This window comes from Ruegeria sp. BC8 (assembly GCF_056535705.1).
The window spans coordinates 61,497-83,132 of sequence record NZ_JBQFIV010000001.1; the positions used below are offsets into that span (position 1 = coordinate 61,497).

General features: G+C 61.3%; 23 protein-coding genes and 1 pseudogene. 13 read left to right on the plus strand and 11 right to left on the minus strand.

What is annotated here, in order from left to right; genetic code table 11:
• Window positions 1–46: 46 nt before the first annotated feature.
• The 7 genes from ACR3EK_RS00360 to sucC form a co-directional block, all read right to left on the minus strand.
• Window positions 47–316: a hypothetical protein gene (locus ACR3EK_RS00360; protein WP_170342212.1), complete on the minus strand. Its 270-nt coding sequence runs from the start codon at window positions 314–316 to the stop codon at window positions 47–49.
• Window positions 317–318: 2 nt separating this feature from the next.
• Window positions 319–1,821 carry a 2-oxoglutarate dehydrogenase complex dihydrolipoyllysine-residue succinyltransferase gene (gene odhB, locus ACR3EK_RS00365; RefSeq protein WP_480632399.1) on the minus strand — a complete coding sequence of 501 codons (1,503 nt, stop codon included), beginning with the start codon at window positions 1,819–1,821 and terminating at the stop codon, window positions 319–321.
• A 6-nt stretch (window positions 1,822–1,827) separates the two neighbouring features.
• Window positions 1,828–4,782, minus strand: coding sequence for a 2-oxoglutarate dehydrogenase E1 component (locus ACR3EK_RS00370; RefSeq protein ID WP_480632400.1), 2,955 nt, complete (start codon window positions 4,780–4,782; stop codon window positions 1,828–1,830).
• Window positions 4,779–5,321: a DUF805 domain-containing protein gene (locus ACR3EK_RS00375; protein WP_170540710.1), complete on the minus strand. Its 543-nt coding sequence runs from the start codon at window positions 5,319–5,321 to the stop codon at window positions 4,779–4,781. The genes ACR3EK_RS00370 and ACR3EK_RS00375 overlap by 4 nt, the downstream gene beginning before the upstream one ends.
• 44 nt (window positions 5,322–5,365) lie before the next feature.
• Window positions 5,366–6,250, minus strand: a complete 885-nt coding sequence (gene sucD / locus ACR3EK_RS00380) for a succinate--CoA ligase subunit alpha (protein WP_170452241.1) — start codon at window positions 6,248–6,250, stop codon at window positions 5,366–5,368.
• A gap of 78 nt (window positions 6,251–6,328) precedes the next feature.
• Complete coding sequence (locus ACR3EK_RS00385) at window positions 6,329–6,994, minus strand: hypothetical protein (protein WP_480632401.1); 666 nt, start codon at window positions 6,992–6,994, stop codon at window positions 6,329–6,331.
• Between the two features lie 46 nt (window positions 6,995–7,040).
• Window positions 7,041–8,234, minus strand: a complete 1,194-nt coding sequence (gene sucC, locus ACR3EK_RS00390) for an ADP-forming succinate--CoA ligase subunit beta (protein WP_093963486.1) — start codon at window positions 8,232–8,234, stop codon at window positions 7,041–7,043.
• 372 nt (window positions 8,235–8,606) lie between these two features.
• Here sucC and ACR3EK_RS00395 point away from each other — a divergent pair, with 372 nt between their 5' ends.
• The gene (locus ACR3EK_RS00395; RefSeq protein ID WP_480632402.1) at window positions 8,607–9,599 is read left to right on the plus strand and encodes a zinc transporter ZntB; all 993 of its coding nucleotides are present in this window, start codon (window positions 8,607–8,609) and stop codon (window positions 9,597–9,599) included.
• A 104-nt stretch (window positions 9,600–9,703) separates the two neighbouring features.
• Here the strand turns inward: ACR3EK_RS00395 and mdh are convergent, their stop codons facing one another.
• Window positions 9,704–10,666: a malate dehydrogenase gene (gene mdh / locus ACR3EK_RS00400; RefSeq protein WP_260064089.1), complete on the minus strand. Its 963-nt coding sequence runs from the start codon at window positions 10,664–10,666 to the stop codon at window positions 9,704–9,706.
• A 160-nt stretch (window positions 10,667–10,826) separates the two neighbouring features.
• Here mdh and ACR3EK_RS00405 point away from each other — a divergent pair, with 160 nt between their 5' ends.
• Window positions 10,827–11,582: a sulfite exporter TauE/SafE family protein gene (locus ACR3EK_RS00405; protein WP_480632403.1), complete on the plus strand. Its 756-nt coding sequence runs from the start codon at window positions 10,827–10,829 to the stop codon at window positions 11,580–11,582.
• A gap of 13 nt (window positions 11,583–11,595) precedes the next feature.
• On the opposite strand, the pseudogene ACR3EK_RS00410 reads toward ACR3EK_RS00405, so the two are convergent.
• A pseudogene (locus ACR3EK_RS00410) lies at window positions 11,596–11,895 on the minus strand (hypothetical protein); the annotation flags it as partial.
• Window positions 11,896–12,063: 168 nt separating this feature from the next.
• Between ACR3EK_RS00410 and ACR3EK_RS00415 the strand changes: the two are divergent.
• The 11 genes from ACR3EK_RS00415 to ACR3EK_RS00465 all read left to right on the plus strand — a co-directional run bounded on the left by ACR3EK_RS00415 (window position 12,064) and on the right by ACR3EK_RS00465 (window position 20,493).
• Window positions 12,064–12,921, plus strand: a complete 858-nt coding sequence (locus tag ACR3EK_RS00415) for an HpcH/HpaI aldolase/citrate lyase family protein (RefSeq protein ID WP_480632404.1) — start codon at window positions 12,064–12,066, stop codon at window positions 12,919–12,921.
• 6 nt (window positions 12,922–12,927) lie between these two features.
• Window positions 12,928–13,482, plus strand: coding sequence for an NnrU family protein (locus ACR3EK_RS00420; protein ID WP_170343328.1), 555 nt, complete (start codon window positions 12,928–12,930; stop codon window positions 13,480–13,482).
• Between the two features lie 12 nt (window positions 13,483–13,494).
• Complete coding sequence (locus ACR3EK_RS00425; RefSeq protein WP_480632405.1) at window positions 13,495–13,701, plus strand: DUF1737 domain-containing protein; 207 nt, start codon at window positions 13,495–13,497, stop codon at window positions 13,699–13,701.
• Window positions 13,701–14,729, plus strand: a complete 1,029-nt coding sequence (locus ACR3EK_RS00430; protein ID WP_480632406.1) for a MaoC family dehydratase — start codon at window positions 13,701–13,703, stop codon at window positions 14,727–14,729. The genes ACR3EK_RS00425 and ACR3EK_RS00430 overlap by 1 nt, the downstream gene beginning before the upstream one ends.
• A gap of 60 nt (window positions 14,730–14,789) precedes the next feature.
• A complete protein-coding gene (locus tag ACR3EK_RS00435; protein WP_170367634.1) occupies window positions 14,790–15,452 on the plus strand; it encodes a DUF1194 domain-containing protein in 663 nt (220 codons plus the stop codon).
• A gap of 215 nt (window positions 15,453–15,667) precedes the next feature.
• The gene (gene sdhC / locus ACR3EK_RS00440) at window positions 15,668–16,054 is read left to right on the plus strand and encodes a succinate dehydrogenase, cytochrome b556 subunit (RefSeq protein WP_170360135.1); all 387 of its coding nucleotides are present in this window, start codon (window positions 15,668–15,670) and stop codon (window positions 16,052–16,054) included.
• Window positions 16,055–16,065: 11 nt separating this feature from the next.
• Window positions 16,066–16,437: a succinate dehydrogenase, hydrophobic membrane anchor protein gene (gene sdhD, locus ACR3EK_RS00445; RefSeq protein ID WP_093963475.1), complete on the plus strand. Its 372-nt coding sequence runs from the start codon at window positions 16,066–16,068 to the stop codon at window positions 16,435–16,437.
• Window positions 16,438–16,456: 19 nt separating this feature from the next.
• Window positions 16,457–18,262 (plus strand): succinate dehydrogenase flavoprotein subunit, encoded by a 1,806-nt coding sequence (sdhA, locus tag ACR3EK_RS00450; RefSeq protein ID WP_093963474.1) that lies wholly within the window; start codon window positions 16,457–16,459, stop codon window positions 18,260–18,262.
• A 12-nt stretch (window positions 18,263–18,274) separates the two neighbouring features.
• Window positions 18,275–19,054, plus strand: a complete 780-nt coding sequence (locus ACR3EK_RS00455; protein WP_170343321.1) for a succinate dehydrogenase iron-sulfur subunit — start codon at window positions 18,275–18,277, stop codon at window positions 19,052–19,054.
• A gap of 136 nt (window positions 19,055–19,190) precedes the next feature.
• Window positions 19,191–19,331 carry a hypothetical protein gene (locus ACR3EK_RS00460; RefSeq protein ID WP_170343320.1) on the plus strand — a complete coding sequence of 47 codons (141 nt, stop codon included), beginning with the start codon at window positions 19,191–19,193 and terminating at the stop codon, window positions 19,329–19,331.
• A 316-nt stretch (window positions 19,332–19,647) separates the two neighbouring features.
• Entirely contained in the window at window positions 19,648–20,493 is an 846-nt protein-coding gene (locus tag ACR3EK_RS00465) for an urea carboxylase-associated family protein (protein WP_480632407.1), read from the plus strand.
• A gap of 29 nt (window positions 20,494–20,522) precedes the next feature.
• On the opposite strand, the gene deoD is transcribed toward ACR3EK_RS00465, so the two are convergent.
• Together deoD and ACR3EK_RS00475 are read right to left on the minus strand one after the other, a co-directional pair.
• Complete coding sequence (deoD, locus tag ACR3EK_RS00470) at window positions 20,523–21,233, minus strand: purine-nucleoside phosphorylase (protein ID WP_480632408.1); 711 nt, start codon at window positions 21,231–21,233, stop codon at window positions 20,523–20,525.
• Window positions 21,234–21,250: 17 nt separating this feature from the next.
• On the minus strand, window positions 21,251–21,568 hold the full coding sequence (locus tag ACR3EK_RS00475) for an H-NS histone family protein (protein ID WP_170342178.1): 318 nt from the start codon (window positions 21,566–21,568) through the stop codon (window positions 21,251–21,253).
• Window positions 21,569–21,636: the final 68 nt, after the last annotated feature.

Sequence of the window (21,636 nt, forward strand, 5' to 3'; positions counted from 1 at the left end):
TCTTTTTGAAAAGGCGACCCACGGGGTGGATCGCCTGGGTGCCTGTTCAGACGGGTGTCAGAACCTTCACCTGAATATGTGCGACGCCGCCACGTTCATGGTGCATGGCCAGCTCTTCCGATTCGATGAAGCTCTGGGCCCGGTCCAGATCGGTAATCTCGAACAGGGCAACCGCATGATCGCGCTGTTCGGGGTCTTTCCAGACGTGCAGATCGACAATCCCGGCCGCCTTGCGCATCGGCTTGTCCTCGCGGAACACCTTCAGCCAGGCGTCGAAATCGGCCACGTCGGCCTGCCAGAGTACATGCGTCGCCATGATCACAGATCCATCAGCAGACGGCGCGGGTCTTCCAGCGCCTCTTTCACGCGCACCAGGAAGGTGACCGCGCCCTTGCCGTCGACGATGCGGTGGTCATAGGACAGCGCCAGATACATCATCGGGCGGATCTTGATCTCACCGTTGATGACCATCGGACGTTCCTGAATCTTGTGCATGCCCAGAATGCCCGACTGCGGTGGGTTCAGGATCGGCGAGGACATCAGCGAGCCATAAACGCCGCCGTTCGAGATGGTGAAGGTGCCGCCCTGCATTTCGGCCATGCTCAGCTTGCCGTCACGGGCGCGTTTGCCCTTCTCGGCGATGGCTTTCTCGATCTCGGCAAAGGACATCCGGTCGGCGTCGCGGATCACCGGAACCACTAGGCCCTGCGGGGTACCGGCGGCCACGCCCATGTGGACGTAGTTCTTGTAGACGATGTCATTGCCGTCGATCTCGGCATTGACCTCGGGCACCTCTTTCAGGGCGTGGCAGCAGGCCTTGGTGAAGAAGGACATAAAGCCCAGGCGCACCCCGTGCTTCTTCTCGAACTGGTCTTTGTACTGGTTGCGGAGGGCCATCACCTCGGTCATGTCCACCTCGTTGTAGGTGGTCAGGATCGCGGCGGTGTTCTGCGCGTCCTTCAGACGCTTGGCGATGGTCTGGCGCAGGCGCGTCATGCGCACGCGTTCCTCGCGGGCGGCGTCCTCGGCGGCCACGGGCGCGCGCGGGGCTGCGGCCGGTGCCGGGGCGGCCGCGGCCGGGGCAGCGGCGGTTGCGACGGCGCGGGCCACGTCTTCCTTCATGATGCGACCATCGCGGCCGGTGCCGGTGACCTGATCGGCCGACAGACCGGCTTCGGCCATGGCCTTTTCGGCCGAGGGCGCATTGGCCACGTCCTTGCCGGTCGCAGCTGCTGCGGGGGCAGGGGCTGCCGAGGCTGGCGCAGCCGGTGCGGCGCCTGCTTCAGCGCCCGAAATCACGGCAAGCTTGGCGGTCGCGTCGACCGTCGCGCCCTCGGGGGCCACGATCTCCGCGAGTACACCCGCAGCCGGAGCCGGGACCTCAACCGAGACCTTGTCGGTCTCCAACTCGCACAGCATTTCGTCCTGTGCGACGGTATCGCCGACCTTCTTGAACCAGGTCGATACGGTCGCTTCGGTGACGGACTCACCCAATGTCGGAACCATTACGTCGACGCTGCCGCCCGAGGCCGCAGGGGCCGCTGCCGGAGCGGCTTCAGCTTTTGGAGCGGGGGCCGCACCCTCACCGGCCTGGATCGTTGCCAACAGCGCATCAACGCCGACCGTCTCACCTTCGGCGGCTACGATCTCGCCCATCACGCCGGCTGCGGGCGACGGAACCTCGACGGTGACCTTGTCCGTCTCAAGCTCGCACAGCATCTCATCCACGGCGACGGCATCGCCGGGTTTCTTGAACCAGGTTGCGACCGTGGCTTCGGTGACGGACTCGCCCAGCGTGGGAACACGAACTTCAATCGTCATCGTTAATTATCCTTCAATGGTCAGCGCTTCGTTCACCAGCGCTTCTTGTTGGGCTTTGTGTTGGCTGGCCAGACCCGTTGCGGGCGAGGCCGAAGTGGCGCGGCCGGCATAGATCGGCCGGGTATGCTTGGCGCCGATGCGGGACAGGACCCATTCGATGTTGGGTTCGATGAATCCCCAGGCGCCCTGGTTCTTGGGCTCTTCCTGACACCAGACCATCTCGGCCTGTTTGAACCGCTCAAGCTCGTTGATCAGCGAATGGGCCGGGAACGGATAGTATTGCTCGATCCGCAGCAGGTAGACGTCGTCGATCCCGCGCGCATCGCGTTCTTCAAGCAGGTCGTAGTACACCTTGCCCGAACACATCACTACGCGTTTGATCTTGTCGTCGGGCACCAGCTGGGTGTCCGAGTTGCCTTTTTGCGCGTCGTCCCACAGCACCCGGTGGAAACTGGACCCGGTGGTGAAGTCCTCGGCGTTGCTGATCGCCAGCTTGTGGCGCAGCAACGATTTGGGCGTCATCAGGATCAGCGGCTTGCGGAAGGTGCGGTGCAACTGACGGCGCAAGATGTGAAAATAGTTCGCAGGCGTGGTGCAGTTGGCCACGATCCAGTTGTCCTGGCCGCACATCTGCAGGAAACGCTCCAGTCGCGCCGACGAGTGCTCGGGGCCCTGCCCCTCGAACCCGTGCGGCAGCAGGCAGACCAGACCGGACATGCGCAACCATTTGCTTTCGCCCGAGCTGATGAACTGGTCGAACATGATCTGCGCGCCGTTGGCGAAATCGCCGAACTGGGCCTCCCACAGTACCAGCGCGTTGGGCTCGGCCAGCGAATAGCCGTATTCGAAGCCCAGCACCGCGTATTCCGACAGCATCGAGTCGATCACTTCGTACTGCGACTGCCCGGCGCGGATGTGGTTCAGGGGATAGTAGCGCTCCTCGGTCTCCTGGTTGATGAAACCCGAATGGCGTTGGCTGAATGTGCCGCGGGTGGCGTCCTGCCCCGACAGGCGTACCGGATAGCCCTCGGTCAGCAGCGACCCGAAGGCCAGCGCCTCGCCGGTGGCCCAGTCAAAGCCCTGACCGTTTTCGAACATCTGCTTTTTGTGTTCAAGAAGGCGGCCCACCGTCTTGTGCAGGGCAAAACCTTCGGGCACCGTCACCAGCGCCTTGCCGACCTCGGCCAGGGTGTCCGGCGTGATTGCGGTGTCGCCGCGGACATATTCTTCCTTGTTCTTGTCCAGATGCGACCACCGGCCATCCAGCCAGTCGGCCTTGTTGGGTTTGTAGTCCTTGCCGGCCTCGAACTCGTCGTTCAGATGGGCCTGGAAGGCGGCCTTCATGTCCTCGATCTCGCCCTCAGGGATCAGACCGTCCTTGACCAGACGTTCGGTGTACAGCGACAGCGTGGTTTTGTGGGTTTTGATCTTCTTGTACATGATCGGGTTGGTGAACATGGGCTCGTCGCCCTCGTTGTGACCGAACCGGCGATAGCAGAAGATGTCGATGACCACGTCCTTGTGGAACTTCTGGCGGAATTCGGTCGCGACCTTGGCCGCGTGCACCACCGCCTCGGGGTCGTCGCCGTTCACGTGGAAGATCGGCGCCTCGACCATCAGCGCGATATCGGTCGGGTACGGGCTCGACCGAGAGAAATGCGGCGCGGTGGTAAAGCCGATCTGATTGTTCACCACGATATGCATGGTGCCGCCGGTCTTGTGACCGCGCAGACCGGACAGGCCAAAACCTTCGGCCACGACACCCTGGCCGGCAAAAGCCGCGTCGCCGTGGAGAAGAATGCCCATGACCTTGCTGCGATCGGTGTCGCCAAGCTGGTCCTGCTTGGCCCGGACCTTGCCAAGAACAACCGGGTTCACGGCTTCGAGGTGGGACGGGTTCGCCGTCAGCGACAGGTGCACGGTGTTGCCGTCGAACTCACGGTCGCTGGACGCACCGAGGTGATATTTCACGTCGCCCGACCCATCCACGTCCTCGGGCTTGAAGCTGCCGCCCTGAAACTCATTGAAGATGGCGCGGTAGGGTTTGCCCATCACGTTGGCCAGGATGTTCAGACGTCCGCGGTGCGGCATGCCGATCACGATATCGCTCAGGCCCAGGGCGCCGCCACGCTTGATGATCTGCTCCATCGCCGGGATCAGCGCCTCGCCTCCGTCCAGACCGAACCGCTTGGTGCCCATGTATTTCACATGCAGGAACTTCTCAAAGCCCTCGGCCTCGACCATCTTGTTCAGGATCGCCTTGCGGCCTTCCCGCGTAAACGAGATTTCCTTGCCATAACCTTCGATCCGCTCTTTCAGCCAGGCGGCCTCCTCGGGGTTCGAGATGTGCATGTACTGCAGCGCGAAAGTGCCGCAATAGGTGCGTTTCACGATCTCGACGATCTGGCGCATGCTGGCCATCTGCAGACCCAGCACGTTGTCGATAAAGATCGGCCGGTCCATGTCGGCATCAGTAAAGCCATAGGTCTTGGGGTCCAACTCGGGATGGTTGGTCGCGGCGCGCATGCCCAGGGGGTCCAGATCAGCGGCCAGGTGACCCCGGATCCGATAGGCCCGGATCAGCATCAGCGCGCGGATCGAATCCAGCACGGCGCGCTTGATCTGTTCGTCGCTGACATCAACCCCTGCCTTGGCGGCCTTTTCCTTGATCTTGTTGCCCGCTGCCTTGGCGTCGACCTCGATCCACTCGCCGGTCAGGGCGCCGGTCAGGTCATCATTCGGCATCGGTGGCCAGTCGGGGCGCGCCCACGAAGGCCCTTCGGCCTCTTTCTGGACGTCCGGTGCCGCGTCTCCCATCTGCCGGAAAAACTCGGCCCAGGCCGCATCGATTGCGCCGGGGTCCTTGGTGTACTGGGCGTATAGCTGCTCCAGGTACTCGGCATTGTGCCCCTGCATGAAGCTCGAGGCATGGAAGGCAGAATTGGGCGAGTGTTCGGTCATTGGGTTACCTCATATGGGTTGGGACCGTATTTGTTGGTGCCTGGTTGGCTGGGGCGGGACAGCCACCACAGAACCAGGAGGGGCGACACCAGAAGAACAAGCAGTGTCGGAATGACGACCAGCAGCGTGGCGCGCGTGAACAGGATGTCGAGGCTTCCGCCATGCTGGAAGCTTGAGGCGAGGCCGATGCCGAAGACCAGAACGGCAAAAGCCCCTAGGATCAAAAGGATCGGCAGCAGCGCATAGAGACCGTTGCGCCCGGTGTCATGCATGCGCCGCCACGCCACGGCCAGATGCGGAAAGAACACGATCAGCGACACGATGCTCTGCACCGGCTGGCTGGATGTGGCGGTCACCTCGACCGAGCCTTCGGATTGCACGGTCGTGACCTGTCCGAAGAAATGCCAGTCGATGACCGTGGCGATTGCGCTCCAGACCAGAATGAACAGGAAAAAATACCAATACTCGGGGCGAGAGGCCCGCCCCGAGAATGTGAAGTATTTGGAGAAACACGTTTTGACGGCTTCGTTGAAGGTCATGTGTTTCGCTCCGCTGAGGCCAGCCCGGTCAAGGGGCCGGCGGTTTACTTGCCGATTGCTTCCAGCACAGCCTCGCCCAGCTGCGCCGGGCTTTCGGCCACGACGATGCCGGCGCTGCGCATGGCTTCGATCTTGTCCTCGGCGCCACCTTTGCCGCCGGCAACAATCGCGCCCGCGTGGCCCATGCGGCGGCCCGGAGGCGCCGTGCGGCCGGCGATGAAACCGGCAACCGGCTTTTTGCGGCCCTTCTTGGCCTCATCCGCCAGGAACTGCGCGGCTTCTTCCTCGGCCGAGCCGCCGATCTCGCCGATCATGATGATCGACTCGGTCTCGTCATCGGCCAGGAACCATTCCAGCACGTCGATATGCTCGGTGCCTTTGATCGGGTCGCCGCCGATGCCCACACAGGTGGACTGGCCCAGACCCACATCGGTGGTCTGCTTGACCGCCTCATAGGTCAAGGTGCCGGAACGCGACACGACGCCGACCGAACCACGCTTGTGGATGTGGCCGGGCATGATGCCGATTTTGCAGGCGTCGGGCGTGATGACGCCGGGACAGTTCGGGCCGATCAGGCGCGATTTGCTGCCTTCCAGCGCGCGCTTCACCTTCATCATGTCCAGAACCGGGATGCCTTCGGTGATGCAGACGATCACTTCCATCTCGGCGTCGATGGCTTCGAGGATCGAATCCGCGGCAAACGGAGGCGGCACATAGATCACAGTGGCGTTGGCTTCGGTGACGTGCTTGGCCTCGTGGACCGAGTTGAACACGGGCAGGTCAAGATGCGTCATCCCGCCTTTGCCGGGGGTCACGCCGCCGACCATCTTGGTGCCATAGGCGATGGCCTGTTCAGAGTGGAACGTGCCCTGCGAGCCAGTAAATCCCTGACAGATCACTTTGGTATTTTCGTCGATGAGGACTGCCATTTTAGGCCTCCGTATTGTTTAAAGTTAGCGCAGCTCTGAAAGTCACCATCGCTGCAGCAATTCAGTTGGTCCGTGGTGTCACGTATCGCTTTTGCGCTGCTTCAGCACGTCAACCACTTGTTCTTTCGACCAGATCGCAACTGATCGTTGCATGCTGCCGCCACGAGTTTTGAGAAACTCGGGGTCGCTGTTGTAAGGGCCGGTTTCGCTGATCTCTTCTATCGGCTCGGGAAAGTTGAAAGGTTCGGCGCACGGGTTGAACAGCTTGAAACCCGCATTGTCGCGAACTCTGGCATTTCGCTTGTTATGGTGCTTGGTTGTCAGCAGGTACGGAATTTCGCTTTTGGCGAAGTTCTTGAAAAACTCCCACCTCAGCCACCATTTCAAGTGGAACAGGCAATCGCGGCACATCATAAGATCAGCCTTGGGCAGCGGGTCGGACGTTATATCAAGGTGCAAAAACTCCCGTGCCGAACCGCCATGCTGTTCTTTGACCGTCTCCACAACTTCGAGAGAGATATCCCCGCCGATGTAGTTAACGCCGCTCAGGTCTACTTCCTGCATCCAAGTCCAGTCACCGCAAGGCGCGTCGAGGAAGGTCTTCACGGAATAGTGGTCGAATATTGCCGGAAGAGCATCGCGCAGCGGAGCAGTGGCAGCAAGCGTCGAACCCGGACCTGAGCGCGGCACATTGCGCTGAGCCCAGCTCTTGGTCTCAAACGCTCGCCTGACATTGTGGCGCATAAGCGATGCCCTTTCGTACTTTCGCAGTGAACCCTAAAGCTGACGGTTAACCCTTAACCGCCTTCACGATCTTCTCGGCACCGTCTTTCAGGTTGTCCGCCGCGATTACGTCCAGGCCAGAGGTGTTGATGATCTCTTTGCCTTTCTCGACATTCGTGCCTTCCAGACGTACGACCAGCGGGACCTGCAGGCCAACCTCTTTCACGGCCGCAACCACGCCCTCGGCAATCACATCACAACGCATGATGCCGCCGAAGATGTTGACTAGGATGCCTTTGACGTTGGGATCAGACGTGATGATCTTGAACGCCTCGGTCACTTTCTCTTTGGTGGCGCCGCCGCCGACGTCGAGGAAGTTGGCCGGCTCGGCACCGTACAGCTTGATGATGTCCATCGTCGCCATCGCCAGACCCGCGCCGTTGACCATGCAGCCGATCTCGCCGTCCAGCGCGATGTAGTTCAGGTCGTATTTGCTGGCTTCCAGCTCCTTGGGGTCTTCCTCGGTGGTGTCGCGCAGTTCGGCGATGTCGGGGTGGCGGTAGACCGCGTTGCCGTCAAAGCTCAGCTTGGCGTCCAGCACCTTGAGGTCGCCGCCTTCGGCCACGATCAGCGGGTTGATCTCCAGCATCTCCATGTCCTTCTCGACGAAGGCCTTGTAAAGGATGCCCATCAGACGCACGCATTGCTTGACCTGCGCGCCTTCCAGACCCAGCGAGAAGGCGATGCGCCGGCCGTGATACGGCTGGTACCCGGTGGCCGGGTCAACCGAGAAGGACAGGATTTTCTCGGGTGTCGCTGCGGCTACTTCTTCGATGTCCATACCGCCTTCGGTCGAGCACACGAACGAGATGCGGCTGGTCTGGCGGTCCACCAACAGGGCCAGGTACAGCTCGCGCTCGATGCCCGAACCGGCCTCGATGTAAACGCGGTTGACCTGCTTGCCTACAGGGCCGGTCTGGTGGGTGACCAGCGTGCGGCCCAGCATCTTCTTGGCTTCTTCGGCGGCTTCTTCCACCGATTTGGTCAGACGGACACCGCCTTTTTCACCGGCATCGGCCTCTTTGAAGTGACCTTTGCCGCGGCCGCCCGCGTGGATCTGTGCCTTGACCACCCAAAGGGGGCCGTCCAGTTCACCGGCGGCTGTTTTGGCTTCCTCGGCGCGCAGAACTGCACGTCCGTCGGAGACCGGAGCGCCATAGCTGCGAAGAAGAGCCTTGGCCTGATATTCGTGAATGTTCATCGAAACTGTCCCGTCTGACTGCGATTAGATCGTTATAGGGGTGTCTAGCGGTAAAAATTAAAGGGTTTTCTGCTGCGATCGCGCTATTTGCCGAAGATTTTCAGCATTTGTGATCACACATTTTCGAGGTGTGATCACAAACAAACCGGTGCCAAAAAATGATTCGAGCGAGTCAGAATAGGCTTTGAAAACATATTCGAAGACCGTGTTCGCACCCCGTTTGCGCCAACATTTCCGGTCGCGTTCGAAGCGGCGGGACCGGACCTGCCAGGCCTTCTGGGCTTGGCGCATTCTCGCAGGCTGGCTAGTCTGACCGGGCCTGTGCGGGTCCGGTTGGGTCGGGCAGGTCAAACATGAACAAGCTCCGAGCAGATGACAGTGCCGAACCCAGATTTCCCCGATGTCATGACCTGGATCTTCGATGGATCCGGCAAAGCCGTGTCACTGGACGCCGATGAATTTGCCAGCTGGATACCGGCCGGACCGGAGGGGCAGTTCGCTTGGCAACACCTGAGGCTGGAAGCGTCTGGCACGGTTCCGCTTCTGCGCGCCGGCGGGCTTGATGAGTTCGTGATCGACGCTCTGACGGCGGACGAGACCCGGCCCCGCTGTACCGTCCATGGCGATGGCGTAATCCTGAACCTGCGCGGAGTGAACCTGCAAGAAGGGCAACCGCCCGAAGACATGATCTCGGTCAGGCTGTGGTTGACGGAGAACAAGATCATCGGTGTCTGGCGCCGCCCCTTGGATGCGGTTGCGGACATGCTGGCGGCAATCGACCGCGGGCAGGCACCGAAATCGCCGGGTGACTTCGTCGCGCGCTTGGCCTTGCGGCTGGCAGATAGGGCCGAACCTGCGATCACTGATCTGAACGAACGTGTGGATGATCTAGAAGAGGCGCTTCTTGAGGCGAATGCCGAGATTTCCCGGTCTGAGCTGGCGGCGATCCGCAGGTCCTCCATCGTTCTGCGCCGGTATCTGGTACCCCAGCGCGACGCGCTGACGACGCTCGAGATCGAAGACGTGCCGTGGCTGCAGGCTCACGACCGGTCGCGGTTGCGCGAAGCCTCGGAGCGCATCTACCGGATCGGCGAGGATCTGGCGGCCGTGCGGGAACGGGTTCAGATCATACATGATCAGCTGATGGACGAGCGGGCCGAACGTATGAACAGCCGTATGCTCGTGCTGTCAGTGGTCAGCGCTGTATTTCTGCCGCTGGGCCTGGTGGCGGGTGTTCTGGGGATCAATGTCGGTGGCATTCCCGGCGCTGAAAGTCCGCATGCGTTTTGGGTCGTTTGCGCCTTGCTGGTCGCACTTGGCGGGATGCTTCTGGGAGTAGCCAGGTGGCTTGGGATGTTCCGATAGAACTCGAGGGCTAAAAAGAAATGCCCCACCGGTTGGAACCAGCGGGGCAGGGTGTCATGCCTTTGGCCGGATCTTTAGTGGGGTCCAAAGATCCGATCAATGTATCAGGCCAATGAGCTGTCGATGCCCTTGCAGGCCTCGATCAGACCTTTCACGGCGTTGACCGAATTGTCGAAACCGGCCTGCTCTTCTTCATTGAGCTGGATGTTGACGACCTTTTCGATCCCGCCGGCGCCGATCACGGTCGGGACGCCCACATACATGCCCTTCACGCCCAACTCGCCATCGCAATAGGCGGCGCAGGGCAGAACGCGCTTCTGATCCTTCAGATAGGCTTCGGCCATCTCGATCGCCGAGGTTGCAGGCGCGTAGTAGGCCGATCCGGTCTTCAGCAGGCCGACGATCTCGGCGCCGCCGTCACGGGTGCGCTGTACGATGGCGTCCAGCTTCTCTTGCGTGGTCCAGCCCATCTTGACCAGATCGGGCAGCGGGATGCCCGCAACGGTCGAATAACGAACCGACGGTACCATCGTGTCGCCATGGCCGCCCAGAACGAAGGCGGTGACGTCTTTCATCGATACTTCGAACTCTTCGGCCAGGAAGTGGCGGAAACGGGCCGAGTCCAGCACGCCAGCCATGCCGCAGACCTTGTTGTGGGGCAGGCCCGAGAATTCGCGCAGCGCCCAGACCATCGCGTCCAGCGGGTTGGTGATGCAGATGACGAAGGCGTCGGGTGCATTGGCGGCGATGCCTTCACCGACCGACTTCATGACCTTCAGGTTGATGCCCAGCAGGTCATCGCGGCTCATGCCCGGCTTGCGCGGAACACCGGCGGTCACGATGCAGACATCGGCACCGGCGATGTCCTCGTAGGATTGGGTGCCTTTCAGCTTGGCGTCAAAGCCCTCGGACGGGCCGGATTCGGCGATGTCCAGCGCCTTGCCTTCCGGGATGCCCTCGGCGATGTCGAACAGAACGACATCCCCCAGTTCCTTCATTGCTGCGAGGTGGGCAAGCGTGCCCCCGATCTGACCTGCGCCGATCAGCGCGATCTTGGGTCTGGCCATTTGGATTGTCTCCGGTCGGTTTTGAAATCGCGGTTTTGCTAGTCGCTAAAACGCCGTTGCGCAAGGGTTCTGCGGCGCGGCATGCGACCGCATACCGTTTGCCTGCCCCCCGCCGGTTGCGCTAAACCACCCGCAGGACAAGCCGTTTCGGGGCCGCCGCATGGTTGAATTGAACCTGATGTTTTTTGCCGTGGCGATCCCGGCAGTGATCTTTGCGGGCATTTCCAAGGGCGGCTTCGGCTCGGGCGTGGCTTTTGCGTCGTCGTCGATTCTGGCGTTGATCCTTGATCCGGGGCAGGCGCTGGCGCTGATGTTGCCGATCCTGATGGTGATCGACCTGGCCACCCTGCGCCCCTACTGGAAACGGTGGAACTGGCCCGACGCGCGTCTGCTGATGCTGGGGGCAGTGCCGGGTGTGGCGCTGGGCGCGCTGCTGTACCGGGCGACCGACGAAGACCTGCTGCGCCTGCTGATCGGCGGCATCTCGGTGGGCTTCGTGGTCTGGCATGTAGCGCAATCCCGTGGCTGGGTGCGCGGTTTCGCCAACCGCCTGCCGCCGCCGGCCGGGCTGTTCGCCGGGCTGGTCGCCGGCTTCACCAGTTTCGTCAGCCACGCTGGCGGCCCGCCCGCCGCCGTCTACCTGCTGTCGCAACGCCTGACGAAAACCGAGTTCCAGGCCACCACCGTGCTGGTCTTCTGGGTCATCAACATCGCCAAGTTCGTCCCCTACGCCTATCTGGGCATGTTCACCCTGCAGACCGCCTGGGCCGACCTGCTGCTGACCCCCTTCGCTATCCTCGGAGCCTGGCTCGGCGTGCGTGCCCATTGGATGATGTCCGAGCGGCTGTTCTTCGGCATCGCCTATGTTCTGCTGACGCTGACCGGGTCAAAGCTGATCTGGGACGCGCTGATCTGACCCTCAGGTGTTCGTTCGGTGGCAGGGCATCGGCCAGCGTCTCATAGGCCTCGCCCGCGGCCACCAGACAGGTGAGCCCGTCGGGCAGGGTCACGGTGATCGTCCAGGTGCCGGTTTCGTCCGAGGCGAAGACCTCCATCACCGTACCCTGCCGCGCCATGCCGATGCCGCGCCGGGTCTCGCCATAGGTCTCGGCCAGCCGCTGCAGCACGTCCGGCCGGGGCGCACAGTTCGGCGCTTGCGCCTGTACCTGTTGTCCCGCCAGCACCATGATGCCCAGCCCTATCGTCATCTGAAACAACCGCTGATTCATCGCCGGTCCCCTTTGCCTGTTGACCGGACCAAGGCTGCCGGAACCCTCTGCAATTGCTGTAAAACCACCGCGCGTTGCGTCACATGCTGCAATGCGGCGATTTTGGCCTTGAAGTTTCCGGCAAAAAATGCCCCATTCTGCGCAACTTTATTTCAACGAGAGGTTCCCATGGACCCGCGCCAGCGCCCCTACCGATCCGTTCTCTACATTCCCGGCTCCAAGGAGCGGGCGCTCGACAAGGCGCGCACGCTGCCGGTCGATGCCATCATCTTTGACCTCGAAGATGCAGTTGCCGCCGATGAAAAAGAGAACGCACGCGAAACGCTCAAGGCCGCGCTGGCGACGGGCGGATACGGCCCACGCGTCAAGATCGTTCGAATCAACGGTCTGGACACCGACTGGGGCCGTGCCGATGCCGAGGCCGTCTGCGAGATGGATGCCGACGTGCTGCTGCTGCCCAAGGTCAACTCGGCCGCCGACGTGGATGCGCTGGCCGCGATCACCGGCGACCTTCCGATCTGGGCGATGATGGAGACCCCGCGCGGCATGCTGAACGCGGCCGAGATCGCGGCGCATCCGCTGATGGCGGGCTTTGTCATGGGCACCAACGATCTGGCCAAAGAGCTTCAGACCCGCTTCCGCCCCGACCGCCTGCCGCTGATGACGTCGCTGGGCCTGTGCCTGCTGGCCGCCAAGGCCGAGGGGTTGGTGATCGTCGATGGCGTCTACAACGCCTTCAAGGATACCGAAGGTCTGGCTGTCGAATGTGCGCAGGGCCGCGACATGGGCTTTGACGGCAAGACCCTGATCCACCCCGCGCAGGTCGAGACCGCCAACACCGCCTTCGCCCCCTCCGAGGCCGAGATCGACCTGGCCCGACGCCAGATCGCCGCTTTCGAAGAGGTCGAGGCCCAGGGGCAGGGCGTTGCCGTGGTCGATGGCAAGATCGTGGAAAACCTGCACGTTGTAACTGCCCGCGAAATTCTGGCAAAAGCAGAGGCGATATCAGCTTTGCAAGCGGGGTAAGCCAGCATGGGCTTCGTTCTTCTCATTCTCGGTGTGGCGCTTTGGTGGGCCGCGCATCTGTTCAAACGTCTGATGCCCGCGCGCCGCGCGGCCATGGGTGACGCCGGAAAGGGCGCCGTCGCGGGTGCGCTGGTCGTGTCGATCCTGCTGATGATCTTCGGCTATCGCATGACCGATTTCATCCATGTCTGGGCACCGCCCAGCTTCATGATCCACATCAACAACCTGCTGGTGCTGATCGCCATCTGGATGATGAGCCCGGCCGGAACCAAGGGCCGACTGCTGAACAAGGTGCGTCACCCGATGCTGGGCGGGTTCAAGCTCTGGGCCTTTGCGCATCTGCTGGTCAATGGTGATCTGGCGTCGATCATCCTGTTCGGCGGCCTGTTGGCCTGGGCCGTGGTCGAAGTGATCGTCATCAACAAGTCCGAGCCCGATTGGACCCCGGGCGAGCCCGGAACGCTGGGCAAGGATGCGATGTTCTTCGTGGCCTCGATCGTGCTGCTGGGCATCATCGGCTACATTCATGGGCTGGTCGGCCCGTCTCCGTTCCCGGGCTAGGCAGGTGATGTGATGGCAAAACTTTATCGACTGCTGACTGAAGAGGACACCTCGGACTTCTGCCACAAGGTGTCCGAGGCGCTGGCCAAAGGGTGGAAGCTGCACGGCTCTCCGGCCTATGCGTTCGATCCGTCCACCAGCAAGATGCGCTGTGCGCAGGCCGTGACCAAGGAGGTCGCGGCCGACTATTCCCCCGACATGAAACTGGGACAGCAATAATGGCAAAGACCAATCCGGGCCGCTTTTTCGAGGATTACTCCATCGGGCAGGTGCTGCACCACGCGGTGCCCCGCACCGTGACGGAGGGCGAGCGCGCGCTCTATCATGCGCTCTATCCCGCGCGCCACGCGCTTTATTCCTCGGACGAGTTCGCCCGGAGCTGCGGCCTGCCGCAAAGCCCGATCGACGATCTGGCGGCGTTCCATGTGGTGTTCGGCAAGACGGTGCCGGACATCTCGCTGAACGCGGTCGCCAATCTGGGCTATGCCGAGGGGCGCTGGCTGCAGCCGGTCCATCCCGGTGACACCCTGCGGTCGGACTCCGAGGTCATCGGGCTGAAACAGAACTCGAACGGCAAGACCGGCGTGGTCTGGGTGCGCACGCGCGGCCTGAATCAGCGCGACGAAGTGGTGATCGAATATGTGCGCTGGGTGATGGTGCGGAAATCGAACCTTGATGCGGTGGCGCCCGAAACCGTGGTGCCGGACCTGAAAAAGGCGCTGGCGCCCGGCGACCTCGTGGTGCCGAGCGGGCTGGATTTCAGCAAATACGACTTTGCTCTGGCCGGTGAACCGCACCGCTGGGGAGACTACCAGATCGGCGAAACCATCGACCATGTCGACGGCGTGACCGTGGAAGAGGCCGAGCACATGCTGGCCACCCGCTTGTGGCAGAACACTGCCAAGGTGCATTTCGACCTGACCTTCCGCCCCGATGGGCGGTTGATCTATGGCGGCCATGTGATCTCGATGGCGCGCGCGCTGTCGTTCAACGGGCTGGCCAATGCGCAGATGATCGTCGGTTTGAACGGCGGGGCCCATGCCAACCCCTGTTTCGCCGGAGACACCGTCAAGGCGTGGTCCGAGGTGCTGGACAAGGCCGAAACCGGCGTGCCCGGCGTGGGTGCGATCCGGTTGCGACTGGTGGCGACCAAGGGCGGCGAGGCCTTTGCGCTGCGCGGCCCGGATGGAAAATACAGCCCCGACGTCCTGCTGGATCTGGACTATTGGGCGCTGATGCCGATCTGAGCGGGCTGGCCCCCACAGTCTTGTGATCCCGACCGGGCCGAACCGTGCTAGGTTCGGCTCATGTCTTTTCTGCGTATCCTTGCCGCTGCACTTTGCCTTGCCCGCCCGGCGTCGGCCTGCGAACTGGCGCTGGCGCTGGCCGTAGATGTGTCCGGCTCGGTCGACAGTTCGGAATACCGCATCCAGATGGATGGCCTGGCGGCCGGACTGCGCGATCCGGTCGTGTCCGAGGCGCTGGTGCGCGGCCAGGCCCGGTTGATGCTGGTGCAATGGACCGGGACCTCGCGGCAGCGGATCACCATCCCCTGGACCAAAATTGACGGGTTCGACGCACTGGATGCGTTTGCAGCAAAAGTGTCGGCCGATCCGCGTGTCTGGCGCAATTTCTCGACCGCGATCGGTGAGGCGCTGGAAATGACCGTGAACAGCTTTCTCGAGGTGCCCGAGTGCAAGCGTCATCTGATCGACATCTCGGGAGACGGCGTCTCGAACGAAGGGGTTGAACCCACCGAGATCCGGGACCTTTTGCGCCGTCAGGGGATTACGGTGAACGCAATTGCTATCGAGGAGAGCGAACCAGACCTGACGGCCTATTTCTTTGAAAACGTCATAGTCGGCGAAGGGGCCTTCGTCGTATCGGCTGCCGGTTTCAAGGACTATCCCGAACGGATCCGGAAAAAACTTCTGCGTGAAGTCACGCGGCAGACTGCCGATCTGCGCTGAGCGCGGAAAGATTCGTGATCACATTGCTTGACCCTTGAAAACGCTAACATTGGAGGGTTGGAATGCATTTTGTGATCACGAGAATATTTTGTGTGATCACGTTTCCGAATTATCGGCCGAATTGCGGGTGATTTGATCTTTTTTGCACGCGCAGCGCGTGACAGGGTCGCAAAATGGAGTAAAAACTTCGGTAGCCAACCTCAAAAGGAGCCGCCATGGCCGATGTCAATCGGGGGAACCGCCCGCTATCGCCGCATCTGTCGATCTATCGTCCGCAGTTGACCTCTGTCACTTCCATCCTGACCCGGATCACCGGCAACGCCATGTTGGTGGCCGCGCTGTTGATCGTCTGGTGGTTCCTGGCCGCAGCCACGTCGCCCGAAGCCTTTGATCGCGCCAATGGTGTGATCACGTCGCTCCTCGGGGACTTGGTCATGGCACTGTCGCTTTGGGGTCTTTGGTACCACACGCTTGCCGGCATCCGGCACCTGATCTGGGACAACGCGATCGGACTGGATATCCCGACAGCCTACAAGCTGGGCTGGGCGGTTGTGATCGGCTCTTTCGTGCTGACTTTACTGACACTGTTGATCGTTGCCTGAGGGAGGCTGACATGCGTTATCTTACCGACCGCAAACGCGCCGTAGGCCTGGGATCGGCCAAGTCGGGCACCGAACATTTTTGGGCGATGAAGGTCAGCTCGGTTGCGCTGCTGATCCTTGTCCCGCTTTTTGTCTTCACATTCGGCCCCACGCTGGGACAGCCCTTTGACGTGGTGCTGGACTATTACTCGCGGCCATTCCCGGCGATCGTCGCGGCCCTGACGCTGGCCGTCGGGTTCAAGCATTTCGCTGATGGTGCCCAGGTGATGATCGAGGACTATGTGCACGGCACAATGGAAAAGGTTCTGATCATCCTCGTGAAGTGTCTCTCATATGGCGCCGCGGCCGCAGGTATCTTCGCCGTCGCCCGCATTGCCCTCTAACACCCCGGAGCTGAATGAAATGGCTGCTTACGAATACGAAACGCACGAATATGATGTGGTCGTGGTCGGCGCCGGTGGGGCCGGTCTGCGTGCCACGCTCGGCATGGCCGAACAAGGTCTGCGCACCGCTTGCGTAACCAAGGTTTTTCCGACCCGTTCGCACACCGTTGCGGCGCAGGGTGGCATTGCGGCGTCGCTGTCGAACATGGGCCCCGACCATTGGCAGTGGCACATGTATGACACCGTCAAGGGCTCGGACTGGCTGGGTGACACCGACGCGATGGAATACCTGGCGCGCGAAGCACCCAAGGCCGTCTATGAGTTGGAGCATTACGGTGTGCCGTTCTCGCGCACCGAAGAAGGCAAGATCTACCAGCGTCCCTTTGGTGGCCACACGACCGAATTCGGTGAGGGCCCCGCAGTTCAGCGCACCTGTGCCGCTGCCGACCGGACCGGTCACGCGATCCTGCACACGTTGTACGGGCAGTCACTGAAGAACAACGCGGAATTCTACATCGAATATTTCGCCATTGACCTGATCATGTCCGAAGACGGCCAGTGCCAAGGCGTTGTCTGCTGGAAGCTGGACGACGGCACCATGCATGTCTTCAACGCCAAGATGGTGGTTCTGGCCACGGGCGGTTACGGCCGCGCCTATTTCAGCGCGACCTCGGCCCACACCTGCACCGGCGACGGCGGCGGCATGGTGGCCCGTGCCGGCCTGGCCTTGCAGGACATGGAATTCGTGCAGTTTCACCCGACCGGCATCTACGGCTCGGGCTGCCTGATCACCGAAGGCGCCCGCGGCGAAGGCGGATATCTGACCAACTCGGAAGGTGAACGGTTCATGGAGCGCTACGCGCCCCAATACAAGGACCTCGCACCGCGCGACTATGTCTCGCGTTCGATGACCATGGAAATCCGCGAAGGGCGCGGCGTCGGTCCCGAAGGCGACCATATTCACCTGAACCTGAGCCATCTACCAGCCGAAGCCCTGCATGAGCGTTTGCCGGGCATCTCGGAAAGCGCAAAGATCTTCGCCGGCGTGGATGTCACCAAGGAACCGATCCCGGTTCTTCCGACCGTGCACTACAACATGGGCGGTATTCCGACCAACTATTGGGGCGAGGTGTTGAACCCGACCGCCGACGATCCGAACGCCGTCGTGCCCGGCCTGATGGCCGTCGGCGAAGCCGGTTGCGCGTCGGTTCACGGAGCGAACCGGTTGGGGTCGAACTCATTGATCGACCTCGTGGTCTTTGGCCGCGCGGCGGCGATCCGGGCCGGCAAGGTCGTCGACCCCGAAACGCCCAACCCGGTCCTGAACCAGGCCTCGGTCGACAAGGCGTTTGATCGGTTCGATGCGGTGCGCAATGCCAGCGGCGCAATCCCGACGGCCGATCTGCGGCTTGAAATGCAGAAAACCATGCAGGCGGATGCTGCGGTGTTCCGGACGGCCAAGACCCTGGCCGAAGGGGTCGAGAAGATGACTGCAATCGCGGCCAAGATGGAGGACATCAAGGTCACGGATCGCAGCCTGATCTGGAACAGCGACTTGATGGAGACGCTGGAACTGACCAACCTGATGCCCAACGCGCTTGCCACAATCGTCGGAGCCGAAGCGCGGAAGGAATCCCGCGGCGCTCATGCACACGAAGACTTCACTGAGCGCGATGACGAAAACTGGCGTGTTCACACCGTGTCCCGGGTTGACGGGAACAAGGTCGAACTCAGCTATCGCCCGGTCATCGTCGATCCGCTGAGCACCGAGGCTGAAGGCGGTATCAGCCTTGAAAAGATCGCGCCCAAGGCGCGGACATTCTGAGGAGAGGAACATATGGTCCAACTGACCCTCCCTACGAATTCCCGGATTACGACGGGCAAAACCTGGCCGAAACCGGAAGGCGCGAGCAACGTGCGTAAGTTCCAGATCTACCGCTGGAATCCGGATGACGGGCAGAACCCTCGGGTCGACACCTATTTCGTCGACATGGACGATTGCGGGCCGATGGTTCTGGATGCGCTGATCTACATCAAGAACAAGGTCGACCCGACCCTGACCTTCCGCCGGTCGTGCCGCGAGGGGATCTGCGGTTCCTGCGCGATGAACATCGACGGGATCAACACGTTGGCCTGTATCTACGGCATGGACGAGATCAAGGGCGACGTGAAGATCTACCCGCTGCCGCACATGCCGGTGGTCAAGGACTTGATCCCGGATCTGACCCATTTCTATGCGCAGCACGCTTCGATTATGCCCTGGCTGGAGACCAAGACCAACCGCCCTGCAAAAGAATGGAAGCAGTCGATCGAAGACCGGAAAAAACTGGATGGTCTGTACGAATGCGTCATGTGCGCCAGCTGCTCGACCTCGTGCCCCAGCTATTGGTGGAATGGCGACCGGTACCTTGGCCCCGCCGCGCTGCTGCACGCCTATCGCTGGATCATCGACAGCCGCGACGAGGCCACCGGCGAGCGTCTGGATCAGCTTGAGGATCCGTTCAAGCTGTATCGGTGCCATACGATCATGAACTGCGCAAAGACCTGCCCCAAGGGTCTGAACCCGGCCAAGGCGATTGCCGAGATCAAGAAGATGATGGTCGAACGCGCAGTTTGAACGATGACGACCAACGTGCTTGCCGCGTTGCGGCAAGTGCATGGCCCACATGCGAAATCATTGGATGTGGGCCGCCCCGGCCAAGACTATGTTCGGCACCGGGGAGGAGTGACGGATTGGAAACAGGATCACTCCGATGAAGAACGAATCCAAAAAAACAGACGCAGCCAAAGCCTTGGAATATCTTGAGCAAGCCTGGGCCTATTACGAGCCCGAGCCGGTCAAGCCTGCAAAAGATGCAGAGCCGGAGCTGTTTGAATACGCCAACGCGGCCTGAGTTTACCAAGCCAAGTCTTGAGTCCCGGCGCATATTGCGCAAAGCAGGGGAATGCCTGTACTTCTGCTTCTGCTCGGCGCCGGCGTGTTCGCCTATTTCGTCTGGCGGTCCCGCACGTCTTCTTTGACCCGGGACTGCCGGTGGCGACAGCACAGGCAGGCCGGCACGTGGAGTTGTGCGTATTGCGGGGCGGTTTCCGTCTCCGAGACGCAGCCCACGCGATGCGAACGGAAATAAGCCTTTTTGCCTGAGGGAAACGGGGTTTTCCCAAAAGTCATTCTGGGTCAATCTGCGCAAAACAGCGGAAAGATGCAGAATGCCAAATCCTCCTTCGGATGCCGCCGCCCGCCGCGGGATCGCTCCAGTCATTTGCTACCCAAATGACACCCTGCCCAGCGTTGACCTTGACCTGCTGCTGGACGCCCGAAAGAGCGCGCGAAAGACAGCCGAAGTTCTGGTGCCGCCACGTGATGCCCGTTGCTTTGAGGTGCCGGCCGGACACTTCTTTCGGATCACCTCGGTCGAAGGCCCGCAGGTCGGCGACCTGAACCTGTGGAACCTGCACGACCTGAACGAACGTTTCTATTCGGGCAAGACGCGTGCATTGCATGGCACCCATGTCACGACCGGCGAGCGGCTATGGTCCAGCTTTCCTTTTCTGCGCCCAATGGCCACGATCGTTGCGGACACCTTGGACTGGTACGGAATCGATCAATACGGCGGGTCGGTGCATGACGTGATCGGAACGCGTTGCGATCCCTATACCGGGAACTTGCTGTCGGGCACTCAATACCATCATTGCTGTCACTCCAACCTGACCAGGGCGCTGGCTGACCATACTGGTCTGGAAATTCCGGTAGCCGAGCGTTTGGTGCACGACGTGTTGAACGTATTCATGTGCACCGGCTTTACCCTCGATACGGGGCAGTATTTCATGAAGGCTTCACCGGTTCGACCGGGTGATTATTTGGAGTTCTTCGCGGAAATCGACCTAATGGGTGACCTCAGCGCTTGTCCGGGTGGGGATTGCTCGTCCGAGCACTCATCGGATACCGCCGCCTGTCACCCGCTGTTGGTCGAGGTTTTCGAACCTGCCGAAGGCACGCTGAGCGGCTGGCAAAGTCCGGCGCCCAATGGCTATGACCGTACGCATGGGCGCTGAGGCCCGGGGGTGACCCGGGCCGTTCTGTGTCAGGCGTTCGGGAAGGCGGCCTGCAGTGCGATTTCCAGCATGTCACCAAAGCTGCTCTGGCGCTCGGATGAGGGCAGCGCCTCGCCGGTCAGAAGGTGATCGGACACGGTCAGAACCGCCAAGGCCCGGCATTTGTGCCGCGCGGCCAGGATGTACAGCTCGGCGGCCTCCATTTCGACCCCCAGGATGCCGTGGCGCACCATCTGTTCGTTCAGGTCGGGGCGTTCGTCATAGAACACGTCAGACGAATAGATGCCGCCGATATGGGTTGCCGTGCCCTTGGCCTCGGCTGCCTTGGCGGCCGCCTGCAGCAGGCCCCAATCTGCACAAGGCGCAAAGTTGAGCTCTTTCATGATGCCCCGGGACGGGGTGCTGAGTGTCGTTGACGTCATGGCCAGGATAACATCCCGGACCTTCACGTTTTCCTGCATGCCGCCGCAAGACCCGATGCGGATCAGGGTTTTTGCACCGTAGTCCCGGATCAGTTCATTTACGTAAATGGACAGCGACGGCATTCCCATTCCGCTGCCCTGAATGGTGACCGGGTTTCCTTTCCATTCGCCGGTGAAACCCAGCATCCCGCGGACATCGTTGATTTGCCGCACATTGCTCAGAAAAGTTTCGGCGGCCCATTTCGCACGATACGGATCACCCGGCAAAAGCACGGTCTCGGCGATTTCGCCTTTTTCGGCGCCAATGTGAATTGTCATTTTGATACTTTTCCCGTTCAGATTTCCAGATCGGAAATATCTGCCCCGGCTTTCAGCGCTTCGTGGACCCATTTCGGTTTTCGCCCACGCCCCGTCCAGGTTTGCGCCGGATCGGCCGGATTGCGATATTTTGCTTTGGCTTTCGATCCCTTGCCGGACCGTGTGGGCTGGGATGCCAGGTCGGACAAGGAAAACCCGTAAGCGGCAGCTGCTTTCTCAGCGGCCATTAATGCTTCCTGACGCTCTCTGGCTTCAGCGTTTTCCAGCGCCTTGTCGACCTGATCGCGCAATTCAAGCAATTCCTTACGCGACAGCTTGTCCAGATTTATACCCATTGTCGTTCTCCATACCCACCTGATTCATTTTTTACTCATCAGGCAACGTTACGGAGAATCCCAATCAA

Excerpts from the sequence above, each read along its gene's own strand:
- ACR3EK_RS00460 (WP_170343320.1), top strand. The coding sequence starts at position 19,191 with ATGAAGAACGAATCCAAAAAAACAGACGCAGCCAAAGCCTTGGAATAT.
- sdhC (WP_170360135.1), top strand. The coding sequence starts at position 15,668 with ATGGCCGATGTCAATCGGGGGAACCGCCCGCTATCGCCGCATCTGTCG.
- ACR3EK_RS00405 (WP_480632403.1), top strand. The coding sequence starts at position 10,827 with ATGGTTGAATTGAACCTGATGTTTTTTGCCGTGGCGATCCCGGCAGTG.
- ACR3EK_RS00435 (WP_170367634.1), top strand. The coding sequence starts at position 14,790 with ATGTCTTTTCTGCGTATCCTTGCCGCTGCACTTTGCCTTGCCCGCCCG.
- deoD (WP_480632408.1), bottom strand. The coding sequence starts at position 21,233 with ATGACAATTCACATTGGCGCCGAAAAAGGCGAAATCGCCGAGACCGTG.
- ACR3EK_RS00455 (WP_170343321.1), top strand. The coding sequence starts at position 18,275 with ATGGTCCAACTGACCCTCCCTACGAATTCCCGGATTACGACGGGCAAA.
- ACR3EK_RS00370 (WP_480632400.1), bottom strand. The coding sequence starts at position 4,782 with ATGACCGAACACTCGCCCAATTCTGCCTTCCATGCCTCGAGCTTCATG.
- ACR3EK_RS00425 (WP_480632405.1), top strand. The coding sequence starts at position 13,495 with ATGGCAAAACTTTATCGACTGCTGACTGAAGAGGACACCTCGGACTTC.
- ACR3EK_RS00385 (WP_480632401.1), bottom strand. The coding sequence starts at position 6,994 with ATGCGCCACAATGTCAGGCGAGCGTTTGAGACCAAGAGCTGGGCTCAG.
- odhB (WP_480632399.1), bottom strand. The coding sequence starts at position 1,821 with ATGACGATTGAAGTTCGTGTTCCCACGCTGGGCGAGTCCGTCACCGAA.
- sucC (WP_093963486.1), bottom strand. The coding sequence starts at position 8,234 with ATGAACATTCACGAATATCAGGCCAAGGCTCTTCTTCGCAGCTATGGC.
- ACR3EK_RS00415 (WP_480632404.1), top strand. The coding sequence starts at position 12,064 with ATGGACCCGCGCCAGCGCCCCTACCGATCCGTTCTCTACATTCCCGGC.
- sdhD (WP_093963475.1), top strand. The coding sequence starts at position 16,066 with ATGCGTTATCTTACCGACCGCAAACGCGCCGTAGGCCTGGGATCGGCC.
- sucD (WP_170452241.1), bottom strand. The coding sequence starts at position 6,250 with ATGGCAGTCCTCATCGACGAAAATACCAAAGTGATCTGTCAGGGATTT.
- ACR3EK_RS00465 (WP_480632407.1), top strand. The coding sequence starts at position 19,648 with ATGCCAAATCCTCCTTCGGATGCCGCCGCCCGCCGCGGGATCGCTCCA.
- mdh (WP_260064089.1), bottom strand. The coding sequence starts at position 10,666 with ATGGCCAGACCCAAGATCGCGCTGATCGGCGCAGGTCAGATCGGGGGC.
- sdhA (WP_093963474.1), top strand. The coding sequence starts at position 16,457 with ATGGCTGCTTACGAATACGAAACGCACGAATATGATGTGGTCGTGGTC.
- ACR3EK_RS00475 (WP_170342178.1), bottom strand. The coding sequence starts at position 21,568 with ATGGGTATAAATCTGGACAAGCTGTCGCGTAAGGAATTGCTTGAATTG.
- ACR3EK_RS00360 (WP_170342212.1), bottom strand. The coding sequence starts at position 316 with ATGGCGACGCATGTACTCTGGCAGGCCGACGTGGCCGATTTCGACGCC.
- ACR3EK_RS00430 (WP_480632406.1), top strand. The coding sequence starts at position 13,701 with ATGGCAAAGACCAATCCGGGCCGCTTTTTCGAGGATTACTCCATCGGG.
- ACR3EK_RS00395 (WP_480632402.1), top strand. The coding sequence starts at position 8,607 with ATGACAGTGCCGAACCCAGATTTCCCCGATGTCATGACCTGGATCTTC.
- ACR3EK_RS00375 (WP_170540710.1), bottom strand. The coding sequence starts at position 5,321 with ATGACCTTCAACGAAGCCGTCAAAACGTGTTTCTCCAAATACTTCACA.
- ACR3EK_RS00420 (WP_170343328.1), top strand. The coding sequence starts at position 12,928 with ATGGGCTTCGTTCTTCTCATTCTCGGTGTGGCGCTTTGGTGGGCCGCG.